Raw genomic sequence first — 26,367 nt, forward strand, 5'->3', positions numbered from 1 at the left:
GGAGCGCGTTTCGATCTGTTTGCAACAGATCGGCGTTCCAATTGTCTGATTGGCCGCGCATCTTTCCCGAAAATCGTTTCACACTTTTCGGGATGCGCTCAATGGGAGTTGGCCTTTATGCAAATGGGAGTGGCAGTCTTAGTTCTCGTCATTGCCTGCGGCGTAGTTTCCGTTCTTTTCGCCATATGGGCGATCCGTTCGGTTCTTGCAGCCGATCAGGGGACGCAGCGCATGCAGGAAATTGCTGAAGCCATCCGCGAGGGTGCCTCAGCCTATCTCACAAGACAATATTCAACAATTGCCATCGTCGGCGTCGTGGTCTTTCTGGCAGCTTGGTATCTGTTGTCGATCAGTGCCGCAATCGGCTTTCTGATTGGTGCGGTTTTGTCGGGCGTCACCGGTTTCATCGGAATGCACGTTTCGGTTCGCGCCAATGTGCGCACTGCGCAGGCGGCTTCGCTCAGCCTCGCCGGAGGGCTAGAGCTGGCCTTCAAGTCCGGGGCCATCACTGGCCTTCTGGTAGCAGGGCTCGCGCTGCTCGGCGTCTCCGTCTACTATTTCATTCTCACCGTCTGGCTTGGTTACTCGCCCTCTGACCGCACCGTTATCGATGCGCTGGTGTCGCTCGGCTTCGGCGCTTCGCTGATCTCGATCTTTGCGCGTCTTGGCGGCGGCATCTTCACCAAGGGCGCAGATGTCGGCGGCGATCTTGTCGGCAAGGTAGAAGCAGGTATTCCCGAGGATGACCCGCGCAATCCTGCGACGATTGCAGACAATGTCGGCGACAATGTCGGTGATTGTGCGGGCATGGCCGCTGACCTGTTCGAAACTTACGCAGTGACGGTCGTTGCTACCATGGTTCTCGGCGCAATCTTCTTCAACGGATCGGACGTCCTGCCGAGTGTCATGCTCTATCCGCTGATGATCTGCGGGGCCTGCGTGATTACGTCGATCGTGGGTACTTTCTTCGTCAAGCTCAGCGTCGATGGCTCCATTATGGGTGCTCTGTACAAGGGGCTGATCGCAACAGGCCTGCTTTCCATTGTCGGTCTTGCCATTGCCAATACATTGACCATCGGCTGGGGTGAAATCGGAACCGTGGCCGGAAAAAGCATTACCGGCACCAATCTCTTCATATGTGGTCTGATCGGTCTGATAGTGACCGGTCTGATCGTCGTGATTACGGAATATTATACCGGTACCAACAAGCGCCCGGTGAATTCCATCGCGCAGGCTTCCGTCACCGGCCACGGCACGAATGTCATTCAGGGACTGGCGGTTTCACTTGAATCGACCGCGCTGCCGGCAATCGTGATCGTAGGTGGCATTATCTCGACCTATCAGCTCGCAGGCCTGTTCGGTACGGCTATTGCCGTCACTGCCATGCTTGGCATTGCGGGCATGATCGTAGCGCTTGATGCATTTGGACCGGTTACGGACAATGCGGGCGGCATCGCGGAAATGGCCGGTCTCGACCCGGAAGTCCGCAAGGCTACCGATGCGCTTGACGCCGTCGGCAATACGACCAAGGCCGTCACCAAGGGCTATGCCATCGGCTCGGCGGGTCTCGGTGCACTGGTGCTGTTTGCGGCTTATTCCAACGATCTGGCCTATTTTGCCGCCAACGGGCAGACCTATCCCTATTTTGCAGATATGGGACCTGTCTCCTTCGATCTCTCCAACCCTTATGTGGTTGCGGGTCTGATCTTCGGTGGCCTGATCCCTTATCTGTTCGGTGGCATGGCGATGACGGCCGTGGGCCGGGCCGGGGGCGCGGTCGTGCAGGAAGTACGCCGCCAGTTCCGCGAAAAGCCGGGGATCATGACCGGCAAGGAACGCCCGGATTACGCCCGTGCGGTCGATCTTCTGACCAGAGCGGCCATTCGTGAAATGATTATTCCATCGCTTTTACCTGTGCTGGCGCCGATAGTCGTTTATTTCGGCGTGTTGCTTATCTCTGGCTCGAAGGCTGCGGCCTTTGCAGCACTCGGCGCATCGCTTCTCGGTGTCATCATCAACGGCCTGTTTGTGGCGATTTCCATGACGTCCGGCGGTGGCGCATGGGACAATGCCAAGAAGAGCTTCGAAGACGGGTTTACGGACGCCGATGGCGTTAAGCACCTGAAAGGTTCAGAAGCGCACAAGGCATCGGTGACAGGCGATACGGTGGGCGATCCTTACAAGGATACAGCCGGACCGGCTGTCAATCCGGCGATCAAGATCACCAACATCGTAGCCCTTCTTCTGTTGGCTGTGCTGGCGCATATGTCTTGATGGAATGAACGCTTGAAAAAGAAAACCCGCCGTAAAGGCGGGTTTTCTGTTTTGAAGATATTATCCAGATCAGTTGCTGGGGCCGCCTGCAGCGCCGGGCAACGATGTCGGGGCCTTGGAAACGCCCTGAATGATCTGGCCGAGGAAGGTCTGGTCCTTGCCGCCTGTCGGCGTGGTGCGCGACACGAAGTCGAACAGCTTGCCGTCCTTCAGGCCGTAATTGGCGATGTGCTCGACCTTGCCGTCCTTGTCGAAATAGATGGCGAGAATCTGCCGCTCAACGATCTTCGGCTTCATGAACTGCGCAGCGCGATAACGCTTCTGAGAAATGTAATAGAACACTTCATTGTCGAAGGTCGCGGTGGTGGACGGCGTACCGAGTGCCAGAAGCACCTGCTCGCGGCTGGAGCCGACAGGAACCGAATCAAGCGCACCCTGATCGAGCACGTAACCCTCTGTCAGCGTTTCGGATGGATTGAGCGTGGATGCAGTGTTACATCCGGCAAGAGCCACTGAGACGAGAATTGCCGTGCCGGCGAGAAGAGTACGCTGCTTGCGTACACTTGGAAAAAATCGCTGCAACAAAGACCTCTCCATACATTCTAGATCAGCGCGGCACTTTCGCCGTCGGGTGAACTTCGGTAAACCACCTTGCTAATTTATGCAACTGGAACGGTCGTACGGACATGATTCTCCAACTATTCCGCCGCAAATCGAAAGCAAACGAGGCAATTATGCTTCGCGTTTACGAGGTGATCGTGGCGGCGGCGCGGCAAAAGCGGTTTTATGCACAATTTCAGGTGCCTGATACGCCGCTTGGCCGCTATGAAATGCTTTCGCTGCATATTTTTCTCGCCCTGCACCGCATGAGGGGAGGAAACAAGGCGCTTGCCGATCTGGCGCAGGAAATTGCGGACGAGTTTTTCAAGGATGTCGACCATTCGCTGCGCGAACTCGGCATCGGCGATCAGGGGGTGCCGAAGCGTATGAAGAAGCTTGCGCGCATGTTCTATGGGCGCGTTGCGGCTTATGGTGAGGCGCTGGATGCAAATGATGCCGACGCGCTGGCTGCGGCACTCACGCGAAATATCCGCCCGGACCTCGAATTCTGGCCACATGCCCACCATTTAAGTGAATATGTTTTCGGATGCCGCGACCGCCTGCAAAAAATTGCAGACGATGCTTTGGCGGCAGGCGACATTTCCTATATGGATGCAGATGAGAGCGCATCCCGAAAAGTGTGAAACGGTTTTCGGAACAAGATGCGCGTCAAAGATGGACTTTGCGCCAAAAAACAATGCTGAAAAGGCCAATGAGAATGACTGACAAACCGGCGCTCACCTATCCTGTTCCGGTTCTTCACCTGCCGCAAAAAGGCGTAACGGTGAAAATAGGCACGGATGAGAAGGAGCGCGCAGCGCTTGCGGCAGACCATGGGCTTGAGGCCGTGAATGCCTTTGCCGCAGAGTTTCTGATTACGCCTTGGAAAAAGGACGGTATCCGGGTGCGCGGTCGCATCGATGCGGAAATCGTTCAATCCTGCGTCGTGACACTGGAGCCGCTGACCAACAGCGTCGCTGAAGAGGTTGATACGATCTTCGTGCCGGAAAATTCGCGGCTCGCTCGGATTCAGCTTGATGAAAGCGGTGAAATGCTGCTCGATGCGGAAGGTGCGGACAGTCCGGAAGTCTTTGTCGGTGATAAGATCGATGTCGGTGCGATTGCGGAGGAATTCTTCGATCTCGCGATTGATCCATATCCCCGCAAGCCGGGGCTGACTGACGAGAGTGAGCCGAAGGTTTTCGGGGGCGACGATGGTGATGAGCAGCCCGTTTCGCCGTTTGCAAAGCTTTCAGAATGGCAGAAGAAGCCGTAATTCACGATGAGTTTGATAGAATTTGGTTGTGCGGAAACGCAAAAACACTATTTTCGCCGAAAACCTGTCTGCTGCAAAGGCAGGGCAGGGACAGGGATCGCACAGGAATAATCAAGAGTGATCAAAATTTCGATCGACGCGATGGGCGGTGATTTTGGCCCTGAAGTGGTCATCCCCGGCGCAGCGAAGGCGCTTGAGCGCCATCCTGACATTCGCTTCATTTTCTTCGGTCTCCCCGCGCAGGTGGAGCCCGTGCTGGCACGCTACCCGAAACTGCAGGCCGCATCAGAGTTTCGCGCGAGTCAGGTTGCCATCAGCATGGATGACAAGCCGAGCCAGGCGCTACGCGCCGGTCGGGGCAAATCATCCATGTGGCAGGCCATCGAGGCGGTGAAGACCGGCGATGCCCAGGCGTGTATTTCTGCCGGTAATACCGGCGCCCTGATGGCTATGTCCAAATTTTGCCTGCGCATGATGTCGGACGTTGAGCGCCCGGCGATTGCGGGCATCTGGCCAACGCTGCGCGGTGAAAGCATCGTGCTCGACATTGGTGCCACTATTGGTGCCGATGCGCGTCAGCTTGTCGATTATGCCGTTATGGGAGCCGGTATGGCGCGCGCTTTGTTCGAGGTGCGCAAACCGACCGTAGGGCTCCTCAATGTCGGCACGGAAGAGGTCAAAGGTCTCGACGAGATCAAGGAGGCAGGTCAGATTCTGCGCGACACACCGCTCGACGGACTTGCCTATTCCGGTTTTGTTGAAGGCAACGACATCGGTAAAGGTACTGTGGATGTGGTTGTGACCGAAGGTTTCACCGGCAATATCGCACTCAAGGCCGCGGAAGGTACGGCCCGCCAGATGGGAGAACTGCTGCGTCAAGCCATGCGCCGGACGCTGCTTGCCAAGATTGGCTATGTTTTCGCCAAGGGCGCGTTTGACCGCCTGCGTGAAAAGATGGATCCGAACAAGGTCAATGGCGGCGTTTTCCTCGGTCTCAGCGGAATTGTTATCAAAAGTCATGGCAGCGCGAACGCCGAAGGCTTCTGCTCGGCAGTGGAAGTCGGCTATGACATGGTGAGAAATCGCCTTCTGGAAAAGATCGAAGCCGATCTGGCACATTTCCACCACAGTCATCCGCATGTTTCGAATGAAGGTGGCGAGGCTGCGAAGGCATAATTCCGGCAACGCCAAGCGGAAGACGGAATTGGATAAGATTTGCGGTTTGCCGATTATTTTTTCGGTGCCGAAGCGGTGAAGTAACTTTTACCGAATATGTGTAGGGCCAGAATTCACGGCTGCGCGCGCGAATGCTCGTCGCGCCGGTCGCATGTAAGGACAGGAAATAAGAGATGATAAGATCTGTCGTGCGGGGTATCGGTTCGGCATTGCCGAAGCGGGTCATGAAGAATACCGATTTCGAAGGTATTATCGAAACCTCGGACGAGTGGATCGTGCAGCGCACGGGTATCCGTGAGCGCCATATCGCAGGCGATGACGAAACCACAGTTTCGCTCGGCGCGGCTGCGGCCCGCGCGGCAATCGAGAATGCCGGTCTTCAGCCGACCGATATTGATCTCGTTCTGTTGGCAACCTCGACGCCCAACCATACTTTTCCGGCAAGTGCCGTGGAAATTCAGCGCGAACTGGGAATCACCAAGGGTTTTGCCTTCGATATGCAGGCCGTGTGCAGCGGCTTCATCTATGCCATAACGACGGCTGACCTCTATATCCGCGGCGGCATGGCGAAGCGGGTTCTGGTCATCGGCGCGGAAACCTTCTCGCGCATCCTCGACTGGAATGATCGCACGACCTGCGTTCTGTTCGGCGACGGTGCCGGTGCGGTGGTTCTCGAAGCTGCCGAAGGCAACGGGCTGACCTCGGATCGCGGTGTTCTCGCCGCCAATCTGCGCTCGGACGGCAATCACAAGGAAAAACTTTTTGTGGATGGCGGTCCGTCCACGACTCAGACGGTCGGCCATCTGCGCATGGAAGGCCGCGAAGTCTTCAAGCATGCCGTTGGCATGATTACGGACGTTATCGAGGCCTCCTTCGAGGAAACCGGCCTTACAGCTGAGGATATCGACTGGTTCGTCCCGCATCAGGCCAACAAACGCATTATCGATGCTTCCGCCAAGAAGCTGAATATTGCTGAAAACAAGGTGGTCATCACCGTGGATCGCCATGGTAACACCTCTGCGGCGTCGGTTCCGCTGGCGCTCGCGACCGCTGTAGCGGACGGCCGTATCAAGAAGGGCGACCTCGTTCTTCTGGAGGCGATGGGCGGCGGATTCACGTGGGGCGCGGTTCTGTTGCGCTGGTAAGTGACAAATTTGATCTGCCGTGAGGGAACTCGCGGCTTGACCGTTGCGCTTTTATTTGTGTAACGTCCTGTCACGTAAGGATATTATCTGTTCAAACGCTAACCAGGCAGGTTCGGTCATGGGAGGTAAAACGGTCACGCGAGCTGATCTGGCAGAGGCTGTTTACCGGAAGGTAGGCCTTTCCAGAACGGAGTCGGCGGCTCTTGTCGAGATGATCCTCGATGAAGTCTGTGACGCTATCGTCAACGGCGAAACCGTGAAATTGTCGTCTTTCGCGACATTTCAGGTTCGTGACAAGAACGAGCGCATTGGCCGTAATCCGAAAACAGGCGAGGAGGTTCCAATTCTTCCCCGTCGTGTGATGACTTTCAAAGCTTCCAATGTTCTCAAGCAGCGCATTCTGCAGGAACACCAGAAGCGTGAAACCAAAAGCCAGAAGTAATTGCTAGAATGCTGCCCATCGGGCAGCATTTTGTTTTTGGCACCATCATTGCAAATCGTTGACAGTTTTCTGCGTCTGGTTCGAGACCATGCGCGGAGAACGTTGCTTCGACCGCCAGCCCCTTCAAGGGGACGGTCGCTGTTGACCTGGGTGGCCACGAATTGGCCACGCTACCTTCGGCCATGTGTGAAGGGATGCTTATAAAGCTCTGATATTATATAATGGATTCAGCGGAGCGAATCGCTTCGCTGATATTGAAATCTGGAAAGCGGCTGGCTTTTCAGAACGAGTTCGTGTTGCACGCCGTCCGGTTTTGAATGACGTTTGCGCCGTGTCTTTCCACACGCTGGAGTTTGTTAACTCCCGTCTTTTAAAATCCGATGGTAACAAGCGCCTTTCGTGTTACAGACGCGTCCGCGTTGGCAGCGAGTTGAACTATCTGGATCGGCGAGGTTGCGCCGCAACGGCGAAACCTGAACCACTGGAAAGGGCAAGTGGAATGGACAAGAGCCCTGATGCATTCAGGACGATCAGTGAAGTAGCGGATGATCTTGATCTTCCGCAGCATGTGCTGCGTTTCTGGGAAACGCGCTTTACCCAGATCAAGCCTATGAAGCGGGGCGGCGGTCGCCGATACTACCGACCGCTTGATGTCGAATTGCTCAAGGGCATTCGTCATCTGCTCTACGATCAGGGCTACACGATCAAGGGCGTGCAGCGCCTGCTCCGCGAAAACAATGCGCAGTTCATCATCGCGCTCGGCAATGGCGATGTTCAGGCCATCGAGGCAATCACACGCCAGAAGCAAGCTGCCGCCGATAAGCGCGCTGCCGAAGAGGCGGCAGACAATGAAATGGCTTTGCCGAGCGGCATCAAGGCGCCGCAACCGGCGCGCAAACTTTTCGGCTTGTTGAAGGGCGAGGAAGATGGCCCCATCGGAGCTGATGGAAAGCGGCCTTCAAAGGACAACCGCTCGCTTTTGCAGGAGGCATTGTTCGATCTTCTGGAATGCAAACGTCTTCTCGATCAGGTGCGCTGATCGACTTTGGATCGCATGAAAAAAGGGAGGCTTTTGCCTCCCTTTTCTTTTAGCCGACTGGATCAGCTGGATGAGAGTTTCAACCCGATGATACCGGCTAGAATCAACGTCACGCTTGCAACACGGAAGAAGGTTGCAGCCTCACCAAGAATGAAGATGCCCACCACAAATGCACCCACCGCGCCAATGCCTGTCCAGATTGCATAGGCCGTGCCAAGCGGCAGGCTGCGCATGGCGATGGACAGCAGAATGAAACTGCCGATCATGGTTACGATGGTAATAGCGCTCGGTGTCAGAAGGGAAAAGCCTTCCGATTTTTTCATGAAATAAGCCCAGACAACCTCAAGAACTCCGGCCACGATCAGATAAAGCCATGCCATTTTAATGCTCCCTCACGAGGGTTCTGAACGGGCCGTCCCGTTCGTTGAAAAAGCGGGAAGGCCGTCCCTCCCGCGAACTATGTAATCAGTGCGACGGATGTAGCGCATCGTTGAGATACATGCAGGTCAGCATAGTAAATACGTAAGCTTGAATGACTGCCATCAGCAATTCGAGCGCTGTCAACGCGACGGTCATTGCCAGCGGCAGTACAGCAGTCAACATGCCAAGCGTGCCCAGGCTGCCCAGACCGATGACGAACCCCGCAAAAACCTTCAGCGTGATGTGCCCCGCAAGCATCACAGCGAACAGACGAACCGAATGGCTGACCGGGCGCGAGATATAGGACATGATCTCGATTGGCACGATGATAGGCGCCAGCACGACTGGCACGCCCGCAGGCATGAACAGCCGGAAGAACCCGAAACCGTTTCGTATAAGACCGTAGATCGTAACTGTCAGGAATACGAGCATGGCCAACGCAAAGGTCACAATGATGTGGCTCGTCACCGTAAAGGCATAGGGAAACATGCCAATCAGATTGGCAAACAGGATAAACAGGAACAGCGAGAAGACGAGGGGAAAGAAGGTCATGCCTTTTTCACCGGCGTTCTCTCGTAATGTCTTCGACACGAATTCGTAGAGAATCTCGGCAGAGGATTGCCAACGCCCCGGCACAACGGCAGCCCGACGGGCCGAAAGGTACATGAACACAGCTGTGCCCAGCACTGTCAGCACCATGAAGAGCGCCGAATTGGTGAAAGCAATCGGCTGACCGCCGATTTCACCAAGTTCAACGATGGGCTTGATTGCGAATTGTTCGATCGGCCCTGCCATAGGACACCCTCCTATGGGGCCGTCCCCGATGCGAACACTGGCACGGGTCGTCCCGCGCGGCCCTGTAAATAGTGATTCTTGAACGGAGAGGCAAGAGGGATGCCGCCCTTGTCGCGCCAACAGAAACTTGATCGCACATCCCATGTATCAGGGAGCTTTTTCGGGTATCCTGTCGATCTTATCCAAAGATTATGCCGGGAGATCGATCAATGAGCATCTCAAGACGTAATTTCATTGTTACAGCATCTGCTGCCGGTGCCGGATTGGCCTTGTCGCCTCTGGAACTCACCAAGGCCGCAGCCGAAACAGGCAGTTCCAAAGTGAAAACCCCGTCACAGGTAGAAAATCCGGGCTTCCATCGTTTTCAGTTTGGTGATTTCGAGATTACCACGCTTTCCGATGGACGCAGGGCAGGCCAAGCGCCCGAAAAGACATATGCGGTGGATCAGAACCCGAAAGTGGTCGCCGCACTTCTTGAGGAAAATCTTCTGCCCACCGACCGTTTCGTCAACAGTTTCACGCCGGTACTCATCAATACGGGCAAGGAGCTTGTCCTGTTTGACACCGGCATGGGAGCAGGAGCCCGCAAGGCGGGATTGGGCAAATTGACCAGCGCGCTCGAAGCTTCGGGCTATAAGACGGACGATGTGTCTCTGGTAGTGCTGAGCCATTTCCATCCCGATCACATCGGTGGACTGATGGAGGACGGCAAGCCGGCCTTTGCCAATGCGCGTTACGCTGCTGGACAGAAGGAATTCGACTTCTGGACAGATCCCGCAAGGCTTGACAGCCCCGCCAAGACAGTTGCCGAAATGGTGGCCAAAAACGTGAAGCCACTAGCCGAGAAGATGACGTTTCTGGATGACGACAGCGAAGTCGTTTCCGGCATTCATTCTGTGGCAGCTTATGGCCACACGCCGGGCCATCTGGCTTTCCGGGTCGAAACGGGAGGCAAGTCGTTGATGCTGGTTTCGGATACGGCGAACCATTTCGTCATAACGTTGCAGCGGCCCGAATGGCACGTTTCCTTCGATATCGACAAGGAAGCCGCCGTCCAGACCCGCAAACGCATGTTCGACATGATCGCGACCGACAGGCTACCGTTCATCGGCTATCATATGCCGTTTCCGGCGCTGGCCTATCTCAAGCGGGAAGGCGAGGGCTATCGCTACGTCGCGGAAACCTATCAGTTGCGCGAGAAATAGGTCGAGGCGGTTCAGGATTAACGCCCACCGGCAACGTCGATGAATGTTCCGGTCACATAGGCGGGGGCGTCGTTCAACAGCCAGAAAATGGCTTCCGCGACTTCCTCCGCCTTGCCGGCTCTTCCAGCGGGTGTTCCGGCGCCTAACCTTGCCGCGCGATCCGGATTGCCGCCACTGGCATGGATTTCGGTATCAATCAGGCCGGGACGCACCGCGTTGACGCGAATGCCTTTCGGCGCGAGCTCTTTAGAGAGACCGGTGGTCAGCGTATCGAGGGCGCCCTTCGCTCCGGCATAGTCCACATATTCAAACGGTGATCCAAGCCGCGAGGCCATGGATGAAACGATGACGATTGCACTGTCCGGCTGCAAGCGCCGCGCTGCTTCGCGGGCGCATAGATAGGTGCCGTAAACATTTACATCGAACATGTTTTTCAGACGATCAGCGCTCATATCCGCAAGAGGCATGGTTTGAGCCACGATACCGGCATTCAGGACGACACCTTTCAGCGGACCAAGATCAGCCTCTGCCTTGTCGAACATGGCGATAACATCTCTTTCGCTGGATATGTCACCCCGGATCGCAAGCGCTTTCGCACCCAGCTTTGCTGCCTCAGTCACCGCTTGCTGGGCTGCCTGTTCGTTCCCCGCGTAGTTCAGGGCTACAGACCAGCCTTGCGCCGCGCTGCGCAGAGCGGTGGCGCGGCCGATGCCGCGACTGCCGCCAGTGATCAAGGCGTTCTTCATGCTTTCCTCCATGCAATGCATGGCAGAGCTAATCCGATTTGCACTTTCGGTGCAAAGGAAAGATCGTATGAAAATAAAGGTTTGGGGAAGAAAAATGGTCGGAGCGGCGGGATTCGAACCCACGACCCCTTGACCCCCAGTCAAGTGCGCTACCGGGCTGCGCTACGCTCCGAGCCGGGGAAAGCCGTAGATTATAACGACTTGGCACGCAAGGGCTAATTTGCCGAAACTGGCAAATTGCACATGACATTCATGCATCGTTTCAGCCATCAGGATCGAGGCGCAAAGAGGATGATGCATGTTCCTGCAAAAGCCGTACATGCACCGACGACATCCCAACGGTCGGGGCGGGCACCCTCAGCAAACCAGATCCACAAAATCGACGCGATAATATAGATGCCGCCATAGGCTGCATAAGCGCGACCGGCGACATTGCTTTCAATCAGGGTCAGAAGATAGGCGAACAATGCGAGGCACACCATGCCGGGTGCCAGCCAAAGCGGTGACTTGTCGAGCTTCAGCCATGCCCAGAAGGCGAAGCATCCGGCAATTTCAAAGAGGGCCGCTGCGGCGTATATCGCGAACTGCAAAATGCTGCTCTCCTGATGGGTCTTTTTGCTTGGGTAGAAGCTGATACTTGTATTCCAGCCCTGCACAACCCCAGATAATCCCGAAAAGCAGATAAAAGTGACGCCAGTGATCCGTGTCGATGACATTGCCGATCAGGACATGTCCGAGATAGGTCGCGTAAGCAACGAGAAGAAATGGCTGCCAGGGACGATTGCGAAGTACAAGCTTGAAGCCAATCCCGAGTGTCAGGAATGTCAGCGTCAGAAAGGCGATGAAGCCGATCCAGCCATAGTCGAGTACGGCTTTGAGCCAGATATTATGCGTATCCTCACCGAACATCGGACCAAATTCGAGCGGGCCGATGCCGAGCGGATGTTGTGTAGCGAGGATCATTCCAAGCCAGTGCCGCGCAAATCGTCCAAGTCTTGCACTGTCATAGCTTTGTTCGAGGCGTGCGCGCTCTCGGAAGAAATCGCCGACGCCGGGAATTTGCAGAATAATCAGGATCGCGAGAACAATTGTTACAACAGCAAGCAGGCCAATTACCATCAGGCGTAGCCGAAAACGATTGCTGTTGCTTTGCAGGAAAAAGATGCCGAACAGGATGGCGAAGGAGAGAGGAACCATCGCCCATGCCGCACGCGAGAAGGACACAAGAACGCCGAGCGTGAGCAGGCCGCAGAAAGGCAGATAGACAAGGACATCACGCGGACTGCCGCGCATGATGCGGTAAAGCGTCCAGGTCAGGGGCAATATCAGGAAGGGTCCATAGACGTTGGGGTCCTGAAATGCGCCCTGCGCACGTCCGTAGCGCGTGAAGATTTCTGCGCCCGGAAAAAGGCCGAGATAACCGGCAATGCCGAGGACGGAAGAAAGCACGCCGACAAGAAGATAGGCGTTGAATATGGTCTTTAAACGCCGATAGTCCCCTTCGATGGCAGCGGCGAAGAATACCGACGTGAAAGCCAGAAACAGCGAAACGGCAATGTAGAGTGGGGCTTTCTTGACGTCAGCCATCTGCATGACTGAAATCATCCCACCGAAATTGAACACTACAAGGAGCGCCAGCAGCACAAGGCTGGTGCGGGTCAATCGCAGCCCGAACAACAATGCCAGCGCAATCAGGCCAACCATATAGAGTTCATAAGGGGCCGGCTCGCTCATCACGAAACCGAGTAGAAAAACACCGAAGCCAATTGCAATATTGACGATAAGACGATTAAGCGCGCGTTTGCGCGATACATCCGCGGCCAGCACTACGGCTGGACGCGAATTGCCGTCAAACCGCTGTGCCACGCTGGTCAATAGGCGTTTTCCGTGTTGAGAAGCCGTACCGGCGTCAGGAACAGAATTTTGAGATCAAGCCAGAGCGACCAGTTTTCGATGTAATAAAGATCGAATTCCGTGCGCATGCGGATCTTGTTTTCATTGTCGATTTCGCCGCGCCAGCCATTGATCTGCGCCCAGCCGGTAACGCCCGGCTTCACACGGTGACGCGCGAAATAACCATCGACCACCTCGTTATAGAGCACATTATGCGAATGAGCTGCGACCGCGTGCGGGCGCGGGCCGACCAGCGACAAGGAACCAGCCAGAACATTGAAGAACTGCGGCAGCTCATCGATGGAGGCCTTGCGGATGAAGCGCCCGACGCGGGTGACGCGAGGATCGTCTTTGGTAACGGCCTGCTTGGCGGTCGGGTCGCACATCTCGGTGTACATGGACCGGAATTTCCAGACATTGATGACTTCATTGTTGAAGCCATGCCGCTTCTGCTTGAAAATCACAGGACCCTTGCTGTCGAGCTTGATGGCAATTGCCGTGCCGATCATGATCGGCGACAGAAGAATGATGCCCAAAATGCTGAAGACAACGTCGAAGATGCGTTTGGCGACTGAATCCCAATCATTGATGGGCTTGTCGAAAATATCCAGCATCGGCACCGCGCCGACATAGGAATAGGCACGCGGACGGAAGCGCAGGTGATTGTTGAGCGCGGACAGCCGGATATCGACCGGGAGAACCCAGAGCTTCTTTAACAGAGCCAGCACGCGGGCTTCGGCGCTGATCGGGAGCGACACGATCAGCATGTCGATGTGAGCGATACGTGCAAATTCAATCAGCTCATTGATATTGCCAAGCTTTGGGTAGCCCGCAACAATAGGCGGCGAGCGTTTGTCATCGCGGTCGTCGAAGATGCCGCAGATACGGATATCGTTGTCGGGCTGCTGCTCGAGCGAACGGATGAGCGCTTCTGCATTGGGACCACCGCCGACGATGACGGCGCGGCGCTCCATCGTGCCATTACGTGCCCAGCGCTTGATCTTCCATGCGATGAAAACACGCGAAATCAATAGCAGCACACAGGCGCTGAGTGCCCAGTACAGGAACCAGCCGCGTGAGAAGTCGGACGAAGCTTTCAGCAGGAAACCGGCAATGGCAAGGGTGCCGAGCACGGCTGCCCAACTGATAAAAAGCCGCCGCAGATATCGACCCGGGCTGCGCAGCACGTTGATCTGATAGCCATCGTTGATTTCCATCAGCAGGACAAAAAGCGCGCCGCCAGCGACCATGATGAGCGGGTAATAGAAGATCAGATGCGTACGGATACCGACATAGAACAGGAAGCTCAGAATGCCGGAGAAAAAGACAATCCCAAACTCCGCCATACGCATGACGCCACTCAACATCAGCGGCGAAAACGTATCGCGCTGATATTGCTCGGCCATCTGGCGCGCCAGTGGACTGAGCTCTACCGGACCGCGCGGTTTGGAATCTGGCCCGGAATCTGGCTTGCTGCTGGCTTCCATGGCTTTGCGGCCAAAAGGAGAAAGCGCATCATTGTCTCGCACAACATTGCCCCTGATCGTAAATTGATAGCCTCGTAATTAGACCGAGAGTCCTAAGCAGAATATAAACATCGCATGGCAAGCTTTTGACTTAGGTAAACACTCAATTAAATACTCGGTCGAAAACCGTTACTGTTAGTAACGGCTAAAATAACATGTTTGATGCCCGTACAGCTATAGCATTGACGACGGGAAAGAGCGACGCCAGTTGTCGCAATCCAAGCCGATGCAAAGCTTGCCTTGCATGATTATATTGCCTAGGACAGTGATATGAAACCGTTGGAAGAAAAAGCTGCAAGCGGCATTTTGCCGTCGAACTGTTCGGTACATGTTGCCGCCAACAGGCCAGCTTTGTTTCCACTTCTGATCGGCACCAGATCGGACGATGTCATGGGGTTGCTGCGCGCCTGACCGCACAGCGACCCAAAAAATCCTGATGAGAGCAATTCACGCTGCGACCTAGCCGGTCGCATTAACTGTTTGTTTTAATGCGCTTTATCCAACCGTTCTGCTATTTTGGAGGGCGCTCTAGGGTTGATCATGACTATCTGGGCCGAACTGGCTAGAGCGGGCAATCATGCCGGCGATGAAATTTTGTTGCGAAAACGCGATCACATTTATGAAATTCGCTATAACGGCCTGGAATTGATGTCGAACGTCAATTTCCAGTCCGAGACCGTATTGGCTGAAAGGTCGCTTCGCCTGCACGGGCGGCAGGTTTCGCATATGCTTATCGGCGGGCTCGGTATGGGCTTTACCCTTCGGGCGGCTCTTGATTTGCTCGGACCTGATGCCAGGGTGACGGTTTGCGAACTCGTCCCGGAGATTGTGGACTGGAACCGGACCTATATCGGCCATCTTGGCAGTCATCCATTGAACGATCCGCGTGTCGATGTTCGGGTCGCTGACGTTATGGATGTTCTTCGCGCCGAACCCGGCCAATACGATGCCATATTGATGGATACTGATAATGGGCCTGACTTTACAGTTCGCGCGGCCAACGGAGCCATCTATGAAGATGATGGTCTGAGATTGGTGAAAAGGGCGCTGAAGCCAAATGGTATTGCCGCATTCTGGTCGGCAACCATATCAGACCCGTTCGAAGATAAGCTCGACATGCTGCCTTGGGAATGGCAACGCGAGGACATCTCGCTTATCGGCGGGCGGGCCGATGCGTTCCACTATATCTATTTTGCGGCGCGGGGTGGGTTTCGGTCAAAGTTCGAACGGTCCGTATCTGCATCCGAAGCCTTCGTTGCGATGGTGGACTGAGGGGAGTAACCCTTAGTCTTCTGGTACGGCCCGGTCCGGATGCGCTTCGTAATAGATTGTCTCGATTGAGTGCGCCATGGATTGCTGGCTGAAACGCTCGTGCAGCCGTATCGCATCCGGCATCGCGGCACGAAACGCAACTGGATCATCTGCGACGCCCAGCATCTTGTTCGCAAGTGCCTCGTCCTCGGGTTCCACCAGTACCGAGGAACGAGGCCCGAACACTTCTGGAATCCCGCCGACATTGCTGGCGATAACGGGCTTTCCGGCGGCGAGCGCCTCCAGAATAATATAGGGGAACGCTTCGGCGCGCGATGGAACCACCATTATCCGCCCCAAACCAAAAGCTTCTCGCGCAGCCATTCCGGGCAGAAAGCGGATTTGCGCGGAAATACCAAGCTCGTTGGTCAGGTTGACGAAATCGGGCTTTTCCGCGCCGTCACCCACCATCGTTGCGGTAAAACTGCGCTGGTGCTGGTCGCGTAGGCGCGCAAGGGCCCGGATCAGCAGGTCGGGTCCCTTCAGTTCGCGCATCGTGCCGACAAAGAGAAAATCGCTGGCATCGGTTGCGTCAGCGACGGGTATGAACTCGTCTTCGGCCAAGCCGTTGTAGACGACGGCATGGAGGCCATGGGGCCGCCCTACCTTTTCTTCATAGATACGCTTTTCGAAGTTGGAAACGAACATCACCGCGTCGGTCATCGGAGCCAGCATTTTCTCGACCAGAAAGACGGCGCCGCCGCGGCGCGTCTTCCGGTCGAAATGCAGGCTACCGCCATGCGGTGAATAGATACGGGCTACGCGAGACTTAAAAACCCGTAAGACTGAGCCGAACAAACGTGCATAGACACCGCCTTTGGCGCCATGTCCGTGCAATATGTCCGGCCGCAATTTCTTGATGATGCGATATGCTTTGTATGCCGCCGCTGCGTCGCCCAGTCCGACGTGGCGCTGCATGGCAATGCGATGAAGGCCGAGTGCGAGCTTTGGCCGTAATTCTTCCAGAAACGCGTCTTCACGCGGCCCCCCGGTCGTTGCATCGCAGACGATGCCGACTGCGTGGCCTTTTCCCGCCTGCAGGTCCACAAGGTCGCGAACATGGCGGAAAAGCCCGCCGGTCGGTTCGCGGAAACAGTGGACGATACGCAGTGGGGAGACATTTGTGTCATCAGCCATCAATCGCCATCAGAACAGACGTTCGCGCACATAGATCGTGTCGCCCGGCAGGATAGGATCGGAAATCAGCACGCGACCGGTCAGAACCTTGCCGTTGAACTGACGCGTGATGTCGACATTCTCCTGATTGGCACGTGGGCTGAAACCACCAGCAGCGGCGATAGCCTTTTGCGCGGTCATGCCCGGAACATAGGAATACTGGCCAGCGGCGCCGACTTCACCCATCACAAATATCGGGCGATAGCGGTCGATTTCCGCGCTGACGTCGGGGTCGCGCAGGTAGCCGCCACGCAGTTTGGATGCGATGATGCCTTCAAGCTGCTTGGATGTCTTGCCACGTGCCGGAATGCTGCCAACGAGTGGGAAGGCGATATAGCCTGCCTGATCGACGCTATAGGTATTGGTGAGGCTCGGCTGTTCGAAAACCGTGATGCGCACGCGATCACCTGCATCCAGCATATAAGGCTGGTTCAGCGCTTCGTGGAAAGCAGGCGGGGCAGGGCGATAGCTGGAGCAGGCGGAAAGCGTCATGGCGGCAAGGCCGAGCGCCACGAGCAGAGCGTGGCCTTTGCGCTTGTTATGAATTGTCTTCGCCGTCATCTTCCGCCTCGGTTTCTTCCGAAAAGCAATATTTCTTACGAACGCAATCGACGCGGTACTGACAGCGCGATTACGAATATCGGTTGCAAGCGTTATCGATTGATTAGGGTTAATGGCTGGTAAAGAAGACAGGGTTTGGCGCAAAATCTTTACGGTTCGCCAACTGTTGGGAACTTGCCCTGCTTAACCCTCTGGTTACCTTGTTCCTTTACTTTCCAGTAAAGCGCATCCCGAAAAGTGTGAAGCGGTTTTCGGACAAGATGCGCTTTGAAAAGAAACGTGTAGAGCGCCGATCTGATGTAATCAGATCGAAACGCGCTCCAGATTCGGGGGTGCTTTACCCCACGCGGGCGAGAGCGATCACGCGCGCAAGCGCACTCGCGAAGTCCATGGAGAATGGGGAATGGCAGAAGTCGATCCGTTATCAAGGGACGCAGATATTGATATCGGCGCGCTGTTCTCCAGCCTGCGCCGTCACTGGCTGTTCATTGTCGTTGGCGCACTTCTCATGGCGGCGCTTGCGTGGGCCATCTGCCTTCTTCTGACGCCGGATTATCGCGCTGAAGCGCGCATCATGATCGAGGCCCGCGAATCCATCTATACCCGCCCGAATGGCGAAACAGCTGCCGAGCGGCCTGTCTTTGACGCCGAAGGTGTGAAGAGCCAGGTTGAGGTGTTCTCGTCCGGTGATCTTCTCAAGAAAGTTTCCGACGAACTCAAGCTGACCAGCAATGAAACCTTCACGACGACGGAAGTGAAGCCGTGGACCCGCGTTCTCATCATGCTTGGCATGCGCACTGATCCCGCACGACTGACCCCGGAAGAGCGTGTTCTACAGAAGCTGCGCAAGAACATGCAGGTTTTTGCCGTTACCGCTTCGCGCGTCATCGTTGTGCAATATAATTCGGCAAACCCTGAGACGGCCAAGAACGTCGCCAATGCGCTGGCCAATCAGTACATCCTGTTTCAACAGGCCGCGAAGCTGGAGTCGAACGACGATGCTACCGGCTGGCTCGCGCCCGAGATTGACGACCTGCGCAACCGCGTCCGCGATGCGGAAAAGAAGGTTGCGGATTATCGTGCTTCGCGCGGGCTCCTGACCGGCCAGAGCAACAGCACGATAGCGACACAGCAGCTCTCTGAGGTCTCAACCGAACTGACGCGGGTTCGCACCAGCCGCGCTTCGGCAGAAGCCAAGGCGGAAAGCATTCGTAAGTCGCTGGCCTCCGGCGCTCCCATCGACACGCTGCCGGACGTCGTTGCTTCCGGCATGATGCAGCGTCTTGCCGAAAGACGCATTCAACTTAACGCCCAGATAGCCGATCTTTCAACGACACTTCTGGAGGGCCATCCTCGGATCAAGGCATTGCGTTCGCAGCTTGCCGATCTCGACCAGCAGATCAGGATCGAAGGCCGCAAGCTTGTTGCAAGCCTCGACAACGAAGTCTCCGCAGCAAAACTTCGCGAGGACGAACTCAATCGTGAACTCAACCGCGTGAAAGCACAGGCAGCACAGGCCGGCGATCAGGAAGTTGAATTGCGCGCATTGGAGCGCGAGGCGACGGCACAGCGTCAGCTTCTTGAAACCTATCTGACGCGCTATCGCGAAGCCGCGTCGCGCACCGACCGCAATTATGTGCCGGTTGATGCTCGGGTTTTCTCTTCCGCCGAAGCACCGGCGGTGCCCTATTATCCAATGATATTGCCGATTGTCGGCTCAACTTTTGCTGCTGGCCTGCTCTTGCTGTCGATTTTCGTTCTCTTGCGTGAGTTGTTCAGCGGGCGTGCATTCGTGACTGCGGATGGCCAGCGGATTGCTGCCGTCGAGGAAATCGAAATGCCGGTCATTGCCGCCGCTGTGGAAGCGGCTGCCGTGCCGCCGTCCCGTACCGAACGCCGTGATGGCGTTTCCGAGGAAACAATTGCAGCGCCACGCCGTTCATGGACTATGCCGTTTGCGGCGAAGCCGCCGGTTTCCGAAACGAGGAAATCCGTGGAGGAGTTTCCCATGGTAAAGCAAGGTGAGATCAAGCAAAGTGAGATCGGGCAGCGTCAGACGAAACCACGCAATCCAAATGGTGTGGAAGCTGTTGCCGATCTTCTGTCGGGCGGAAAGCTGAAACGTATCGTGGTGGTCTCTCCCGAGGGCGATAAGGCATCGGCAGGAACAGTGCGTCTGCTGCGTGAATTCGCCGACCGTGGCAAACGTGCAATTCTCGTGGATATGACCGCACAGGGAACCGTTGGGCTTGCCATGCTGGACGGTACTCATCTGCCGGGCATTACCGATCTTCTGTCCGGCGAGCGCCGCTTCAATGAGGTCATCCACAGTGACCGGTTCTCGCAGGCTCATGTGGTTCCGCTGGGCGAGGCTGATCCTGAAACCGCCATGCGTTCTGCTGATCGCCTGCCGCTCATTCTGGACGCACTGGAAACGGTCTATGATTTTGTCGTTGTGGAATGCGGTCCTTCATCTTCGGAACAAATCCGACGCATTGCCGATGGACCTGCTGCCGTGGTGATGAGTATCGTCGATCCGGACGATAAGGGCGTTGCGCTGGCTGCTCTCGATCTCGATCAGGGTGGTTATGAAGACGTTGTCATTCTGATGGACGAAACTGCCTGATTGTCGAATCTGATTCTGGAACAGTGCTTTAGGTGGCGTTCCTGAATCAGATTGCTAACACTCTCTACCTTTTTGCGAACCTGCTGCGCAGTGTCTTGGCAAGCCCCCAAAGGTGCGGATTGCGCTTGATACTTCCTGCAATCGTATTGCGGGCTGATTGCAGCGCTGTGAAGAGTTTCCCTTTGGTGGAAAGCGGTATCAGCGTGTCATAGATCGTAAACTCGAGATCGCACCACTCGCGTTTGTACGGCTCATCACCAATACCGAAACTGTAGATCGAATGGCCTTCACCGCAACTGTGGCTGATATCCTCGAAGAAGAGAAATTCACCCGGACTTGCCGTCATCAGCTCGTCTTCTGCGATTGCGGCGAACTCGACGGTAGGGCCTGTATCGCCGAACAGTTTTCCGATGATTGAACGCACGGTTCCGCCTACTTCAAGAAAGCGGAGTTCATTCAGATTCTGTCCCCTTGCCAATTCTTCGCCGAATAAAGCTTTGAAGAAATTGCGCACATTCTCATCGGCGAAAGGATCACGGATTCCCATCTTTCGGAAGCGCTGTGCCTTCATCGCAAAATAGAGGTCGAGAACCGTGTCGGATTCCGCGAGAGTTTGCGGCCGGGCGACTCTCCAGCCACCGCTTTCTTCATAACGGCGACTGTGCTGACGATGCTTTTTCAGTTTTCGCTTGCGGTTGGCGCGATCAAGCACGGCATCGAAGCCGCTATCAAGTGACGCGGCGAGTACTGGATTTGGATTGGGTGCTTTTCCGAGAGTGAGCAGAGGATTGGCCGCCTCTTGCAGTTCAGAAAGCTGGCGTGTCAGTGACAGCGCATCGATGTCAGGCCGTGCTTTGCGGATCATCTCGATCAGTTGCCGGATTGCCCCGTGTGTGAGGACACCGCCATACTTCTTTCGCAGCCACGGGAAATTGCAATTGGCGTGGCTTCCGCCGGGATAACGCGCGACTTTCGCGCCGTTCTGGCTAACGATTTCCAGCGGCACAAGCAGGATTGGACCATCGCTGTCAAAAAGTCCGACGACGAAACTGTCAGCATTGACTACCGCGTGCCAATTATGGATCCACGCAAACGATTGCGGCGCACCATGAATGGCTGCAGCATCGTTCCAGAATTGGCCGATCTCTTTGAAATCTTTCAGAATTCGCGCTGCAACGTCACCCGCCATAGTCTGCAGCATCCTCAAACGGGATTAATGTTGTTTCTTGCGTGGCGGCTGCGCCATCCACCAGATGATGCCCATGGCTGGCAGAACCCAGAGAATACCGGTCACGAAGAAATACAGGAGATGCACCCAGGCGCTCGATTCAGCAAGATGCGCCACTGCGATGATGGTCGCGAACACTGCATAAATGATGACCAGTGAAACCAGCAAAAAAGTGCCGATCAGTTTCTTCAGCCGAACGGGCATGGTGCAGTTCTCCTTTTCCCGGCACATCACTAGTGGTCTGATTCCGACATTTGCATCCCTGGGATATGAGCGCCGGGCAAATGTCGAAATCAAGAAGACCACTAGTAACTTTATGAATCTAGTGGATTTTTCGAATTTGACGTTTGAAACGAGATTTATATCGGACGGGTACCAAACGTCAAATTCAATCCACTAGCGCGTGAGAAGGGGTAGTGAAAGGGCAAAAACGCGGCGGCATGTCGCGTGAGGCGAACTTGTAACGGCTTCGCCTATGCGGCATGTATCCTCCATCTTATTATCGAAGGGTGAATGGCATGACGGCAGCGACGGCGCAGCGTATAGGGCAGGGTTCCAGATCATCGAAAGAGGATCGCGACCGTCGCCTTGTGCGTTACTGGCTTTATGCGGTTTTCGTCGTGCTGATTGCCATCGTCATGGTCGGCGGTGCTACCCGCATGACAGGTTCAGGCCTCTCCATCACCGAATGGAAACCCATTCACGGTGTCATTCCGCCGCTCAACCACGCCGAATGGCTGGAGGAGTTCGACAAGTATCGCCAGATTCCGCAATACCAGCAGATCAACAAGGGCATGTCCCTTGAAGCCTTTCAGTCGATCTTCTGGTGGGAGTGGGCGCACCGTATGCTGGCGCGCTTTGTCGGTTTTCTGGTTGCTGTTCCGCTGGCTTTCTTCTGGGTGACAGGGCGTCTCAAGGGCGGCCTCAAATACCGCATGCTGGGCCTGCTTGCACTCGGCGGCCTGCAAGGCGCTATCGGCTGGTGGATGGTCGCTTCCGGTCTCAGTGAGCTGACAAGTGTTAGCCAGTATCGTCTGGCGATCCATCTGACGACAGCCTGTATCATCATCACAGCGGTGTTCTATATTGCGCGCGGGCTTGTCACCTACAGTGAGCGACCGGCAGAAAGGTCGATCCAGCGCTTTGCCGGATGGATCGTGTTTGCCGTACTAGTGCAGATTTATCTGGGTGGTCTGGTGGCCGGGCTTCATGCCGGCCTGACCTATAATACCTGGCCGCTGATGGATGGCGCCGTCATCCCGTCCGATCTGTTCATTCAGTCGCCATGGTGGCGCAACCTGTTCGAAAACCCGAAGACGGTGCAGTTCGTGCACCGCATGTTCGCCTATACGGTTCTGGTTCTGACGGTCCTGCATTCCTTGCAGGTTTGGAAGCAGGTTCCGGGCACGACCCATGCGCGCCGCACTATCGTTCTCGTCGGACTGGTTCTCATACAGGCTGTCATCGGCATTGCCACGCTTCTGATGAGCGTTCCACTGCATCTGGGCCTGACGCACCAGTTCTTTGCGCTGATCGTGCTGGCCTTCGCGGTTGCGCACTGGCGTGCAACCAAAGGTGCCTATGAAGGATAAGCCGTCTGGCGCAGGTGCTTGAGCGCGGACGCGATCTTCAGTTCCCGCGCTTCGTCTGTGTCATTGCCGTCTTCGCGGTGCCACGCGGCTGACAGACAGCCATAGGCGAAGGCATAATCCAGAATGTAGGCGGGTTCGCGCCCGATGATCGGTGCGAAATGCTCTGCCGTGTGCCGGGCTCGTTCGAGGTCGAGGCAGAGATCATCCCGGTCGAGCGGATTGTAGAATATATTTGCTGCATCGAAGGCGGCATCGCCGACAAGCCCGTGCGGGTCGATGGCGAGCCAACCACGTGGTCCCCTGATGATGTTCTCATGGTGAATATCACCATGCAGCGGAATGGCCTTGTGCGGCGTTGCCAGAAGGCGCTTTGCAGTTGCCGCTCCGTCTGCATAGATCGGACTTTCGTGCGCCACGGCGAAGAGACCGGAGAAGTGCCTGTCCAGTGGTTGCAGGTCAGCCGGTATAGAGGCAGGAGAGGGCGTGTGCAGCGCGCTCAGGACTTCGCCGAATATCTGCAGACATTCGGCATCCTTGCCGCGTTTCAGGTGCTCATCAAGGTGATAGTCGCCCGCATATTCGAGCAGCATCGATGTGCCTTTGAGGCCGTATAGTCGTGCAGCACCATGGCCGTCCTGCCAATCCAGATAATGCGCGCCGCGCAGTTCTTCCATTCCGGCTGGCTTTAATTGCTTGACGACAAAAACCTCGTCCGAATGATCGATGCGTTCGACCTTCCAGACGAGGCTTGAATGCGTATCTGCCAGAGGCTCATAGGAGCCGATATTCCATTCTATTGGAAATACCGGCTTCTTCGTCATCAGGCTTTACCAAGCATGAGATTCATGTTCTGGACGGCTGCGCCCGATGCGCCCTTGCCGAGATTGTCGAGCAGCGCCACCAGATTGACCTCTCCATCACCCTCGGTGCCGAAGACGAAAAGCTTCATGCCGTCCTTGCCAGCAAGCTCTTCCGCATCGACACGCGCCAGTCCAGTGCTTTCTTCAAGCGGTACGACTTCGACGATGTCCTGACCGGCATAGTGATCGGTCAGCGCGGCATGAACCTTTGCAAGCGATGGCGTTCCCTCAAGTTCGGTCAGGAACAGCGGAACCTGTACGATCATGCCCTGCGGGAAGCGTCCGACGCTGGGTGAAAAGATCGGGCGGCGATCCAGATGACCATGCATCTGCAACTCAGGCACATGCTTGTGCTTGAGCGGCAGGCCGTAGAGGAAATTGTTTGCGGCAAGATGCTCGGGATGGTTCGCATCTTCCATCTGCGCAATCATCTGTTTGCCACCGCCCGTATAGCCGGAGACAGCATTGACGCTGACCGGATAGTCGGCAGGCAGCAAGCCCGCATCGCGCAGCGGCCGGACAAGTGCAATTGCACCGGTAGGATAGCAGCCCGGATTAGCGACGAGGCGCGCCTCGGCAATGCGTTCACGTTGACCTTTGGCCAGTTCAGCAAAACCGTAAGCCCAGTCCGGATGGACGCGATGAGCGGTCGATGTATCGATGATGCGGGTAGAGTTATGGCCTTCGAGCAGGGAAACCGCTTCCTTGGAGGCATCGTCCGGCAGGCACAGGATCGCAATATTGGCGGCGCGCAGATAGTCGGCGCGCAAATCCTTGTTGCGCCGCTCGGCTTCCGGGATGGAGATCACTTCAAGATCGTCGCGCTCGGCCAGACGGGTGCGAATCTGCAAGCCGGTGGTGCCGTGCTCGCCATCGATGAAGATTTTCGGTTTCATGCGTTTTGCCTTTGAATTCAGAAAGTTACGACAGTATTCGGAATCAGTTCTCGAGCTGCTTGAATCAATCTATGAACAAGCAACGCGCTTCATCGTCGTTCTTTCCGTTCGGCCAGAAGGCCCAGATAGTACATTGCGATCGTCGCTCCCGCGATTGCTGTTATATCGGCGTGATCGTAAGCCGGTGCAACCTCGACCACATCCGCGCCCACGAAGTCAAGAGCCGTCAACTTGCGCAGGATGGACAGCATCTTTGCAGACGACGGTCCGCCTGCGACCGGTGTACCGGTTCCCGGCGCAAAGGCCGGATCAAGGCAGTCGATGTCGAAGGTCAGATAGGTCTTCCTGCCATCGGTGCGTTTCAGGATTTCATCGGCAATCGCCGCCGCCGACATGTCTTCGACCTCATGGCCATAAATGATCTTGATACCGCAATCTTCCGGCGCGTGCGTGCGGATACCGATCTGGATCGAGTGAGCGGGATCGATAATGCCATCGCACACCGCGCGGGCCACGAAAGAGCCGTGATCGATCCGCTTGCCGTCGTCAAACCACGTATCCTGATGCGCATCGAACTGAACAAGTGCCAGCGGGCCATATTTTGCGGCATGGGCTTTGAGCAGTGGCCATGTGATGAAATGATCGCCGCCAAGGGTTAGCAGGAATGCATCCGATTTCAGGATGTTTGCTGCTTCACGCTCGATGGTGGCTGGGGTTTTGTGGTGATTGCCATAGTCGAGCAGGCAGTCGCCATAGTCGATGACGGCCAGCTTTTCGAAGAGATCACGCTGAAATGGGTATTGCGGGTCATTGTCGAAGATCGCCGATGCTCGCCGGATCGCTTGAGGTCCGAAACGCGCGCCGGGCCGGTTGGATACGGCTGCATCGAAAGGAATACCCCAGACGACCGCCTCTGCGCCCTTCAGCGATTTCGTGTATACGCGCCGCATGAACGACAGCACACCGGCATGCGTAGGATCCGTTGCAGCACTCGTCAGGCTGCGGGCAGTGATCGCATGGTCGATGGTCTTTGAGGGCATGGTCGTCTCCCCGATGATAGTCTGGCTTCTATAGCGTCTTCATTCGCTCTTGGCATCAAATCCATATGCGCGTTCGACACGACCGATACGCACACGATAGGTTTCGTACCACTTCTGGCGCCCGAACTTCTGCGCCACCAGATGATCCACATCGCGCTTCCATGCACGGATACTTTGCTCGTCGGCCCAGAATGAATTTGTAATGCCGAAGCCTTCCGCGTCGCGCGCGCTTTCAATGCCGAGATAGCCGGGCTGTTTCGCCGCAAGTTCCCCCATCCGTACCGCCATGTCGCCATAGCCATCGTCGTCGCCAGCGACACGCTGCGACGCAAAGGTGACGATCAGATAGGGAGGCTCCGGTGTGACCGCAAAGCGGTTGGATGCTGCAGACGAGGACATGTACTTATCCGTTCGTGAAGATGCTTCGGACTTTCCTACTCATGACGACTATCGGACCGGCTTGCAACTGTGATGAAGCCGCACTGTCGCCCAATATATTGAGGGCACATAACGGCAATTGAGGTACGGGAAACCTTCGGC

At 55.9% G+C, this 26,367-nt stretch carries 27 protein-coding genes and 1 tRNA gene; 12 read left to right on the forward strand and 16 right to left on the reverse strand.

Annotated elements, in window-relative coordinates:
* Positions 1–117 precede the first annotated feature (117 nt).
* Entirely contained in the window at positions 118–2,274 is a 2,157-nt protein-coding gene (locus F9K94_RS00655; protein ID WP_151643047.1) for a sodium-translocating pyrophosphatase, read from the forward strand.
* Between the two features lie 69 nt (positions 2,275–2,343).
* Here F9K94_RS00655 and F9K94_RS00660 read toward each other — a convergent pair whose 3' ends face one another.
* Positions 2,344–2,859 carry an outer membrane protein assembly factor BamE gene (locus tag F9K94_RS00660; RefSeq protein ID WP_061347383.1) on the reverse strand — a complete coding sequence of 172 codons (516 nt, stop codon included), beginning with the start codon at positions 2,857–2,859 and terminating at the stop codon, positions 2,344–2,346.
* Between the two features lie 101 nt (positions 2,860–2,960).
* On the opposite strand from F9K94_RS00660, the gene F9K94_RS00665 reads away from it, so the two are divergent.
* From F9K94_RS00665 to F9K94_RS00690, 6 genes are all read left to right on the forward strand, one after another.
* Positions 2,961–3,518 carry a ubiquinol-cytochrome C chaperone family protein gene (locus tag F9K94_RS00665; protein ID WP_061347384.1) on the forward strand — a complete coding sequence of 186 codons (558 nt, stop codon included), beginning with the start codon at positions 2,961–2,963 and terminating at the stop codon, positions 3,516–3,518.
* Between the two features lie 74 nt (positions 3,519–3,592).
* Positions 3,593–4,150 carry a YceD family protein gene (locus F9K94_RS00670; RefSeq protein WP_151643050.1) on the forward strand — a complete coding sequence of 186 codons (558 nt, stop codon included), beginning with the start codon at positions 3,593–3,595 and terminating at the stop codon, positions 4,148–4,150.
* Between the two features lie 117 nt (positions 4,151–4,267).
* On the forward strand, positions 4,268–5,326 hold the full coding sequence (gene plsX / locus F9K94_RS00675) for a phosphate acyltransferase PlsX (protein WP_151554767.1): 1,059 nt from the start codon (positions 4,268–4,270) through the stop codon (positions 5,324–5,326).
* 173 nt (positions 5,327–5,499) lie between these two features.
* Complete coding sequence (locus F9K94_RS00680; RefSeq protein ID WP_151643052.1) at positions 5,500–6,471, forward strand: beta-ketoacyl-ACP synthase III; 972 nt, start codon at positions 5,500–5,502, stop codon at positions 6,469–6,471.
* Positions 6,472–6,589: 118 nt separating this feature from the next.
* Complete coding sequence (locus tag F9K94_RS00685) at positions 6,590–6,913, forward strand: integration host factor subunit alpha (RefSeq protein WP_010661102.1); 324 nt, start codon at positions 6,590–6,592, stop codon at positions 6,911–6,913.
* 499 nt (positions 6,914–7,412) lie between these two features.
* Complete coding sequence (locus tag F9K94_RS00690; RefSeq protein WP_010661103.1) at positions 7,413–7,952, forward strand: MerR family transcriptional regulator; 540 nt, start codon at positions 7,413–7,415, stop codon at positions 7,950–7,952.
* Positions 7,953–8,014: 62 nt separating this feature from the next.
* Here the strand turns inward: F9K94_RS00690 and sugE are convergent, their stop codons facing one another.
* Together sugE and F9K94_RS00700 are read right to left on the reverse strand one after the other, a co-directional pair.
* Complete coding sequence (gene sugE, locus F9K94_RS00695; RefSeq protein WP_061347387.1) at positions 8,015–8,332, reverse strand: quaternary ammonium compound efflux SMR transporter SugE; 318 nt, start codon at positions 8,330–8,332, stop codon at positions 8,015–8,017.
* Positions 8,333–8,417: 85 nt separating this feature from the next.
* The gene (locus F9K94_RS00700; RefSeq protein WP_151643054.1) at positions 8,418–9,167 is read right to left on the reverse strand and encodes a F0F1 ATP synthase subunit A; all 750 of its coding nucleotides are present in this window, start codon (positions 9,165–9,167) and stop codon (positions 8,418–8,420) included.
* Positions 9,168–9,376: 209 nt separating this feature from the next.
* Here F9K94_RS00700 and F9K94_RS00705 point away from each other — a divergent pair, with 209 nt between their 5' ends.
* Positions 9,377–10,372 carry an MBL fold metallo-hydrolase gene (locus tag F9K94_RS00705; RefSeq protein ID WP_151643056.1) on the forward strand — a complete coding sequence of 332 codons (996 nt, stop codon included), beginning with the start codon at positions 9,377–9,379 and terminating at the stop codon, positions 10,370–10,372.
* A gap of 17 nt (positions 10,373–10,389) precedes the next feature.
* Here F9K94_RS00705 and F9K94_RS00710 read toward each other — a convergent pair whose 3' ends face one another.
* From F9K94_RS00710 to F9K94_RS00730, 5 genes are all read right to left on the reverse strand, one after another.
* The gene (locus F9K94_RS00710) at positions 10,390–11,118 is read right to left on the reverse strand and encodes an SDR family oxidoreductase (RefSeq protein WP_151643059.1); all 729 of its coding nucleotides are present in this window, start codon (positions 11,116–11,118) and stop codon (positions 10,390–10,392) included.
* 95 nt (positions 11,119–11,213) lie between these two features.
* Positions 11,214–11,290: transfer RNA gene (locus F9K94_RS00715), tRNA-Pro, on the reverse strand.
* A 97-nt stretch (positions 11,291–11,387) separates the two neighbouring features.
* On the reverse strand, positions 11,388–11,708 hold the full coding sequence (locus tag F9K94_RS00720) for a YnfA family protein (RefSeq protein WP_006466505.1): 321 nt from the start codon (positions 11,706–11,708) through the stop codon (positions 11,388–11,390).
* Positions 11,671–12,993, reverse strand: a complete 1,323-nt coding sequence (locus tag F9K94_RS00725; RefSeq protein WP_151643061.1) for an O-antigen ligase family protein — start codon at positions 12,991–12,993, stop codon at positions 11,671–11,673. The genes F9K94_RS00720 and F9K94_RS00725 overlap by 38 nt, the downstream gene beginning before the upstream one ends.
* Positions 12,990–14,498, reverse strand: coding sequence for an undecaprenyl-phosphate glucose phosphotransferase (locus F9K94_RS00730; RefSeq protein ID WP_407922025.1), 1,509 nt, complete (start codon positions 14,496–14,498; stop codon positions 12,990–12,992). The genes F9K94_RS00725 and F9K94_RS00730 overlap by 4 nt, the downstream gene beginning before the upstream one ends.
* A 309-nt stretch (positions 14,499–14,807) precedes the next feature.
* Here F9K94_RS00730 and F9K94_RS24335 point away from each other — a divergent pair, with 309 nt between their 5' ends.
* Complete coding sequence (locus tag F9K94_RS24335; RefSeq protein WP_192799421.1) at positions 14,808–14,948, forward strand: hypothetical protein; 141 nt, start codon at positions 14,808–14,810, stop codon at positions 14,946–14,948.
* A 129-nt stretch (positions 14,949–15,077) separates the two neighbouring features.
* Positions 15,078–15,809, forward strand: a complete 732-nt coding sequence (locus tag F9K94_RS00735; protein WP_151643065.1) for a spermidine synthase — start codon at positions 15,078–15,080, stop codon at positions 15,807–15,809.
* Positions 15,810–15,821: 12 nt separating this feature from the next.
* Here F9K94_RS00735 and F9K94_RS00740 read toward each other — a convergent pair whose 3' ends face one another.
* Positions 15,822–16,985: a glycosyltransferase family 4 protein gene (locus F9K94_RS00740; RefSeq protein ID WP_151643067.1), complete on the reverse strand. Its 1,164-nt coding sequence runs from the start codon at positions 16,983–16,985 to the stop codon at positions 15,822–15,824.
* Positions 16,986–16,994: 9 nt separating this feature from the next.
* Entirely contained in the window at positions 16,995–17,585 is a 591-nt protein-coding gene (locus F9K94_RS00745) for a polysaccharide biosynthesis/export family protein (protein WP_012092328.1), read from the reverse strand.
* 403 nt (positions 17,586–17,988) lie between these two features.
* Between F9K94_RS00745 and F9K94_RS00750 the strand changes: the two genes are divergently transcribed.
* A complete protein-coding gene (locus F9K94_RS00750; RefSeq protein ID WP_151643069.1) occupies positions 17,989–20,211 on the forward strand; it encodes an exopolysaccharide transport family protein in 2,223 nt (740 codons plus the stop codon).
* Positions 20,212–20,275: 64 nt separating this feature from the next.
* Here the strand turns inward: F9K94_RS00750 and F9K94_RS00755 are convergent, their stop codons facing one another.
* The gene (locus F9K94_RS00755; protein WP_151643070.1) at positions 20,276–21,400 is read right to left on the reverse strand and encodes a GNAT family N-acetyltransferase; all 1,125 of its coding nucleotides are present in this window, start codon (positions 21,398–21,400) and stop codon (positions 20,276–20,278) included.
* Between the two features lie 24 nt (positions 21,401–21,424).
* Positions 21,425–21,643, reverse strand: a complete 219-nt coding sequence (locus tag F9K94_RS00760) for a DUF2842 domain-containing protein (RefSeq protein WP_010661115.1) — start codon at positions 21,641–21,643, stop codon at positions 21,425–21,427.
* Positions 21,644–21,957: 314 nt separating this feature from the next.
* Between F9K94_RS00760 and F9K94_RS00765 the strand changes: the two genes are divergently transcribed.
* Entirely contained in the window at positions 21,958–23,031 is a 1,074-nt protein-coding gene (locus F9K94_RS00765) for a COX15/CtaA family protein (protein WP_012092325.1), read from the forward strand.
* On the opposite strand, the gene F9K94_RS00770 is transcribed toward F9K94_RS00765, so the two are convergent.
* From F9K94_RS00770 to F9K94_RS00785, 4 genes are all read right to left on the reverse strand, one after another.
* A complete protein-coding gene (locus tag F9K94_RS00770) occupies positions 23,019–23,852 on the reverse strand; it encodes an aminoglycoside phosphotransferase family protein (RefSeq protein ID WP_151643072.1) in 834 nt (277 codons plus the stop codon). The genes F9K94_RS00765 and F9K94_RS00770 overlap by 13 nt on opposite strands.
* Complete coding sequence (gene argC, locus F9K94_RS00775) at positions 23,852–24,787, reverse strand: N-acetyl-gamma-glutamyl-phosphate reductase (RefSeq protein ID WP_151643074.1); 936 nt, start codon at positions 24,785–24,787, stop codon at positions 23,852–23,854. The genes F9K94_RS00770 and argC overlap by 1 nt, the downstream gene beginning before the upstream one ends.
* Before the next feature lie 89 nt (positions 24,788–24,876).
* A complete protein-coding gene (speB, locus tag F9K94_RS00780; protein WP_151643076.1) occupies positions 24,877–25,827 on the reverse strand; it encodes an agmatinase in 951 nt (316 codons plus the stop codon).
* Between the two features lie 39 nt (positions 25,828–25,866).
* The gene (locus F9K94_RS00785; protein WP_061347402.1) at positions 25,867–26,226 is read right to left on the reverse strand and encodes an antibiotic biosynthesis monooxygenase family protein; all 360 of its coding nucleotides are present in this window, start codon (positions 26,224–26,226) and stop codon (positions 25,867–25,869) included.
* Between the last annotated feature and the right edge of the window lie 141 nt (positions 26,227–26,367).

It is taken from the genome of Brucella tritici (assembly GCF_008932285.1).
In the GTDB taxonomy this organism is placed as follows: Bacteria; Pseudomonadota; Alphaproteobacteria; order Rhizobiales; family Rhizobiaceae; genus Brucella; species Brucella tritici.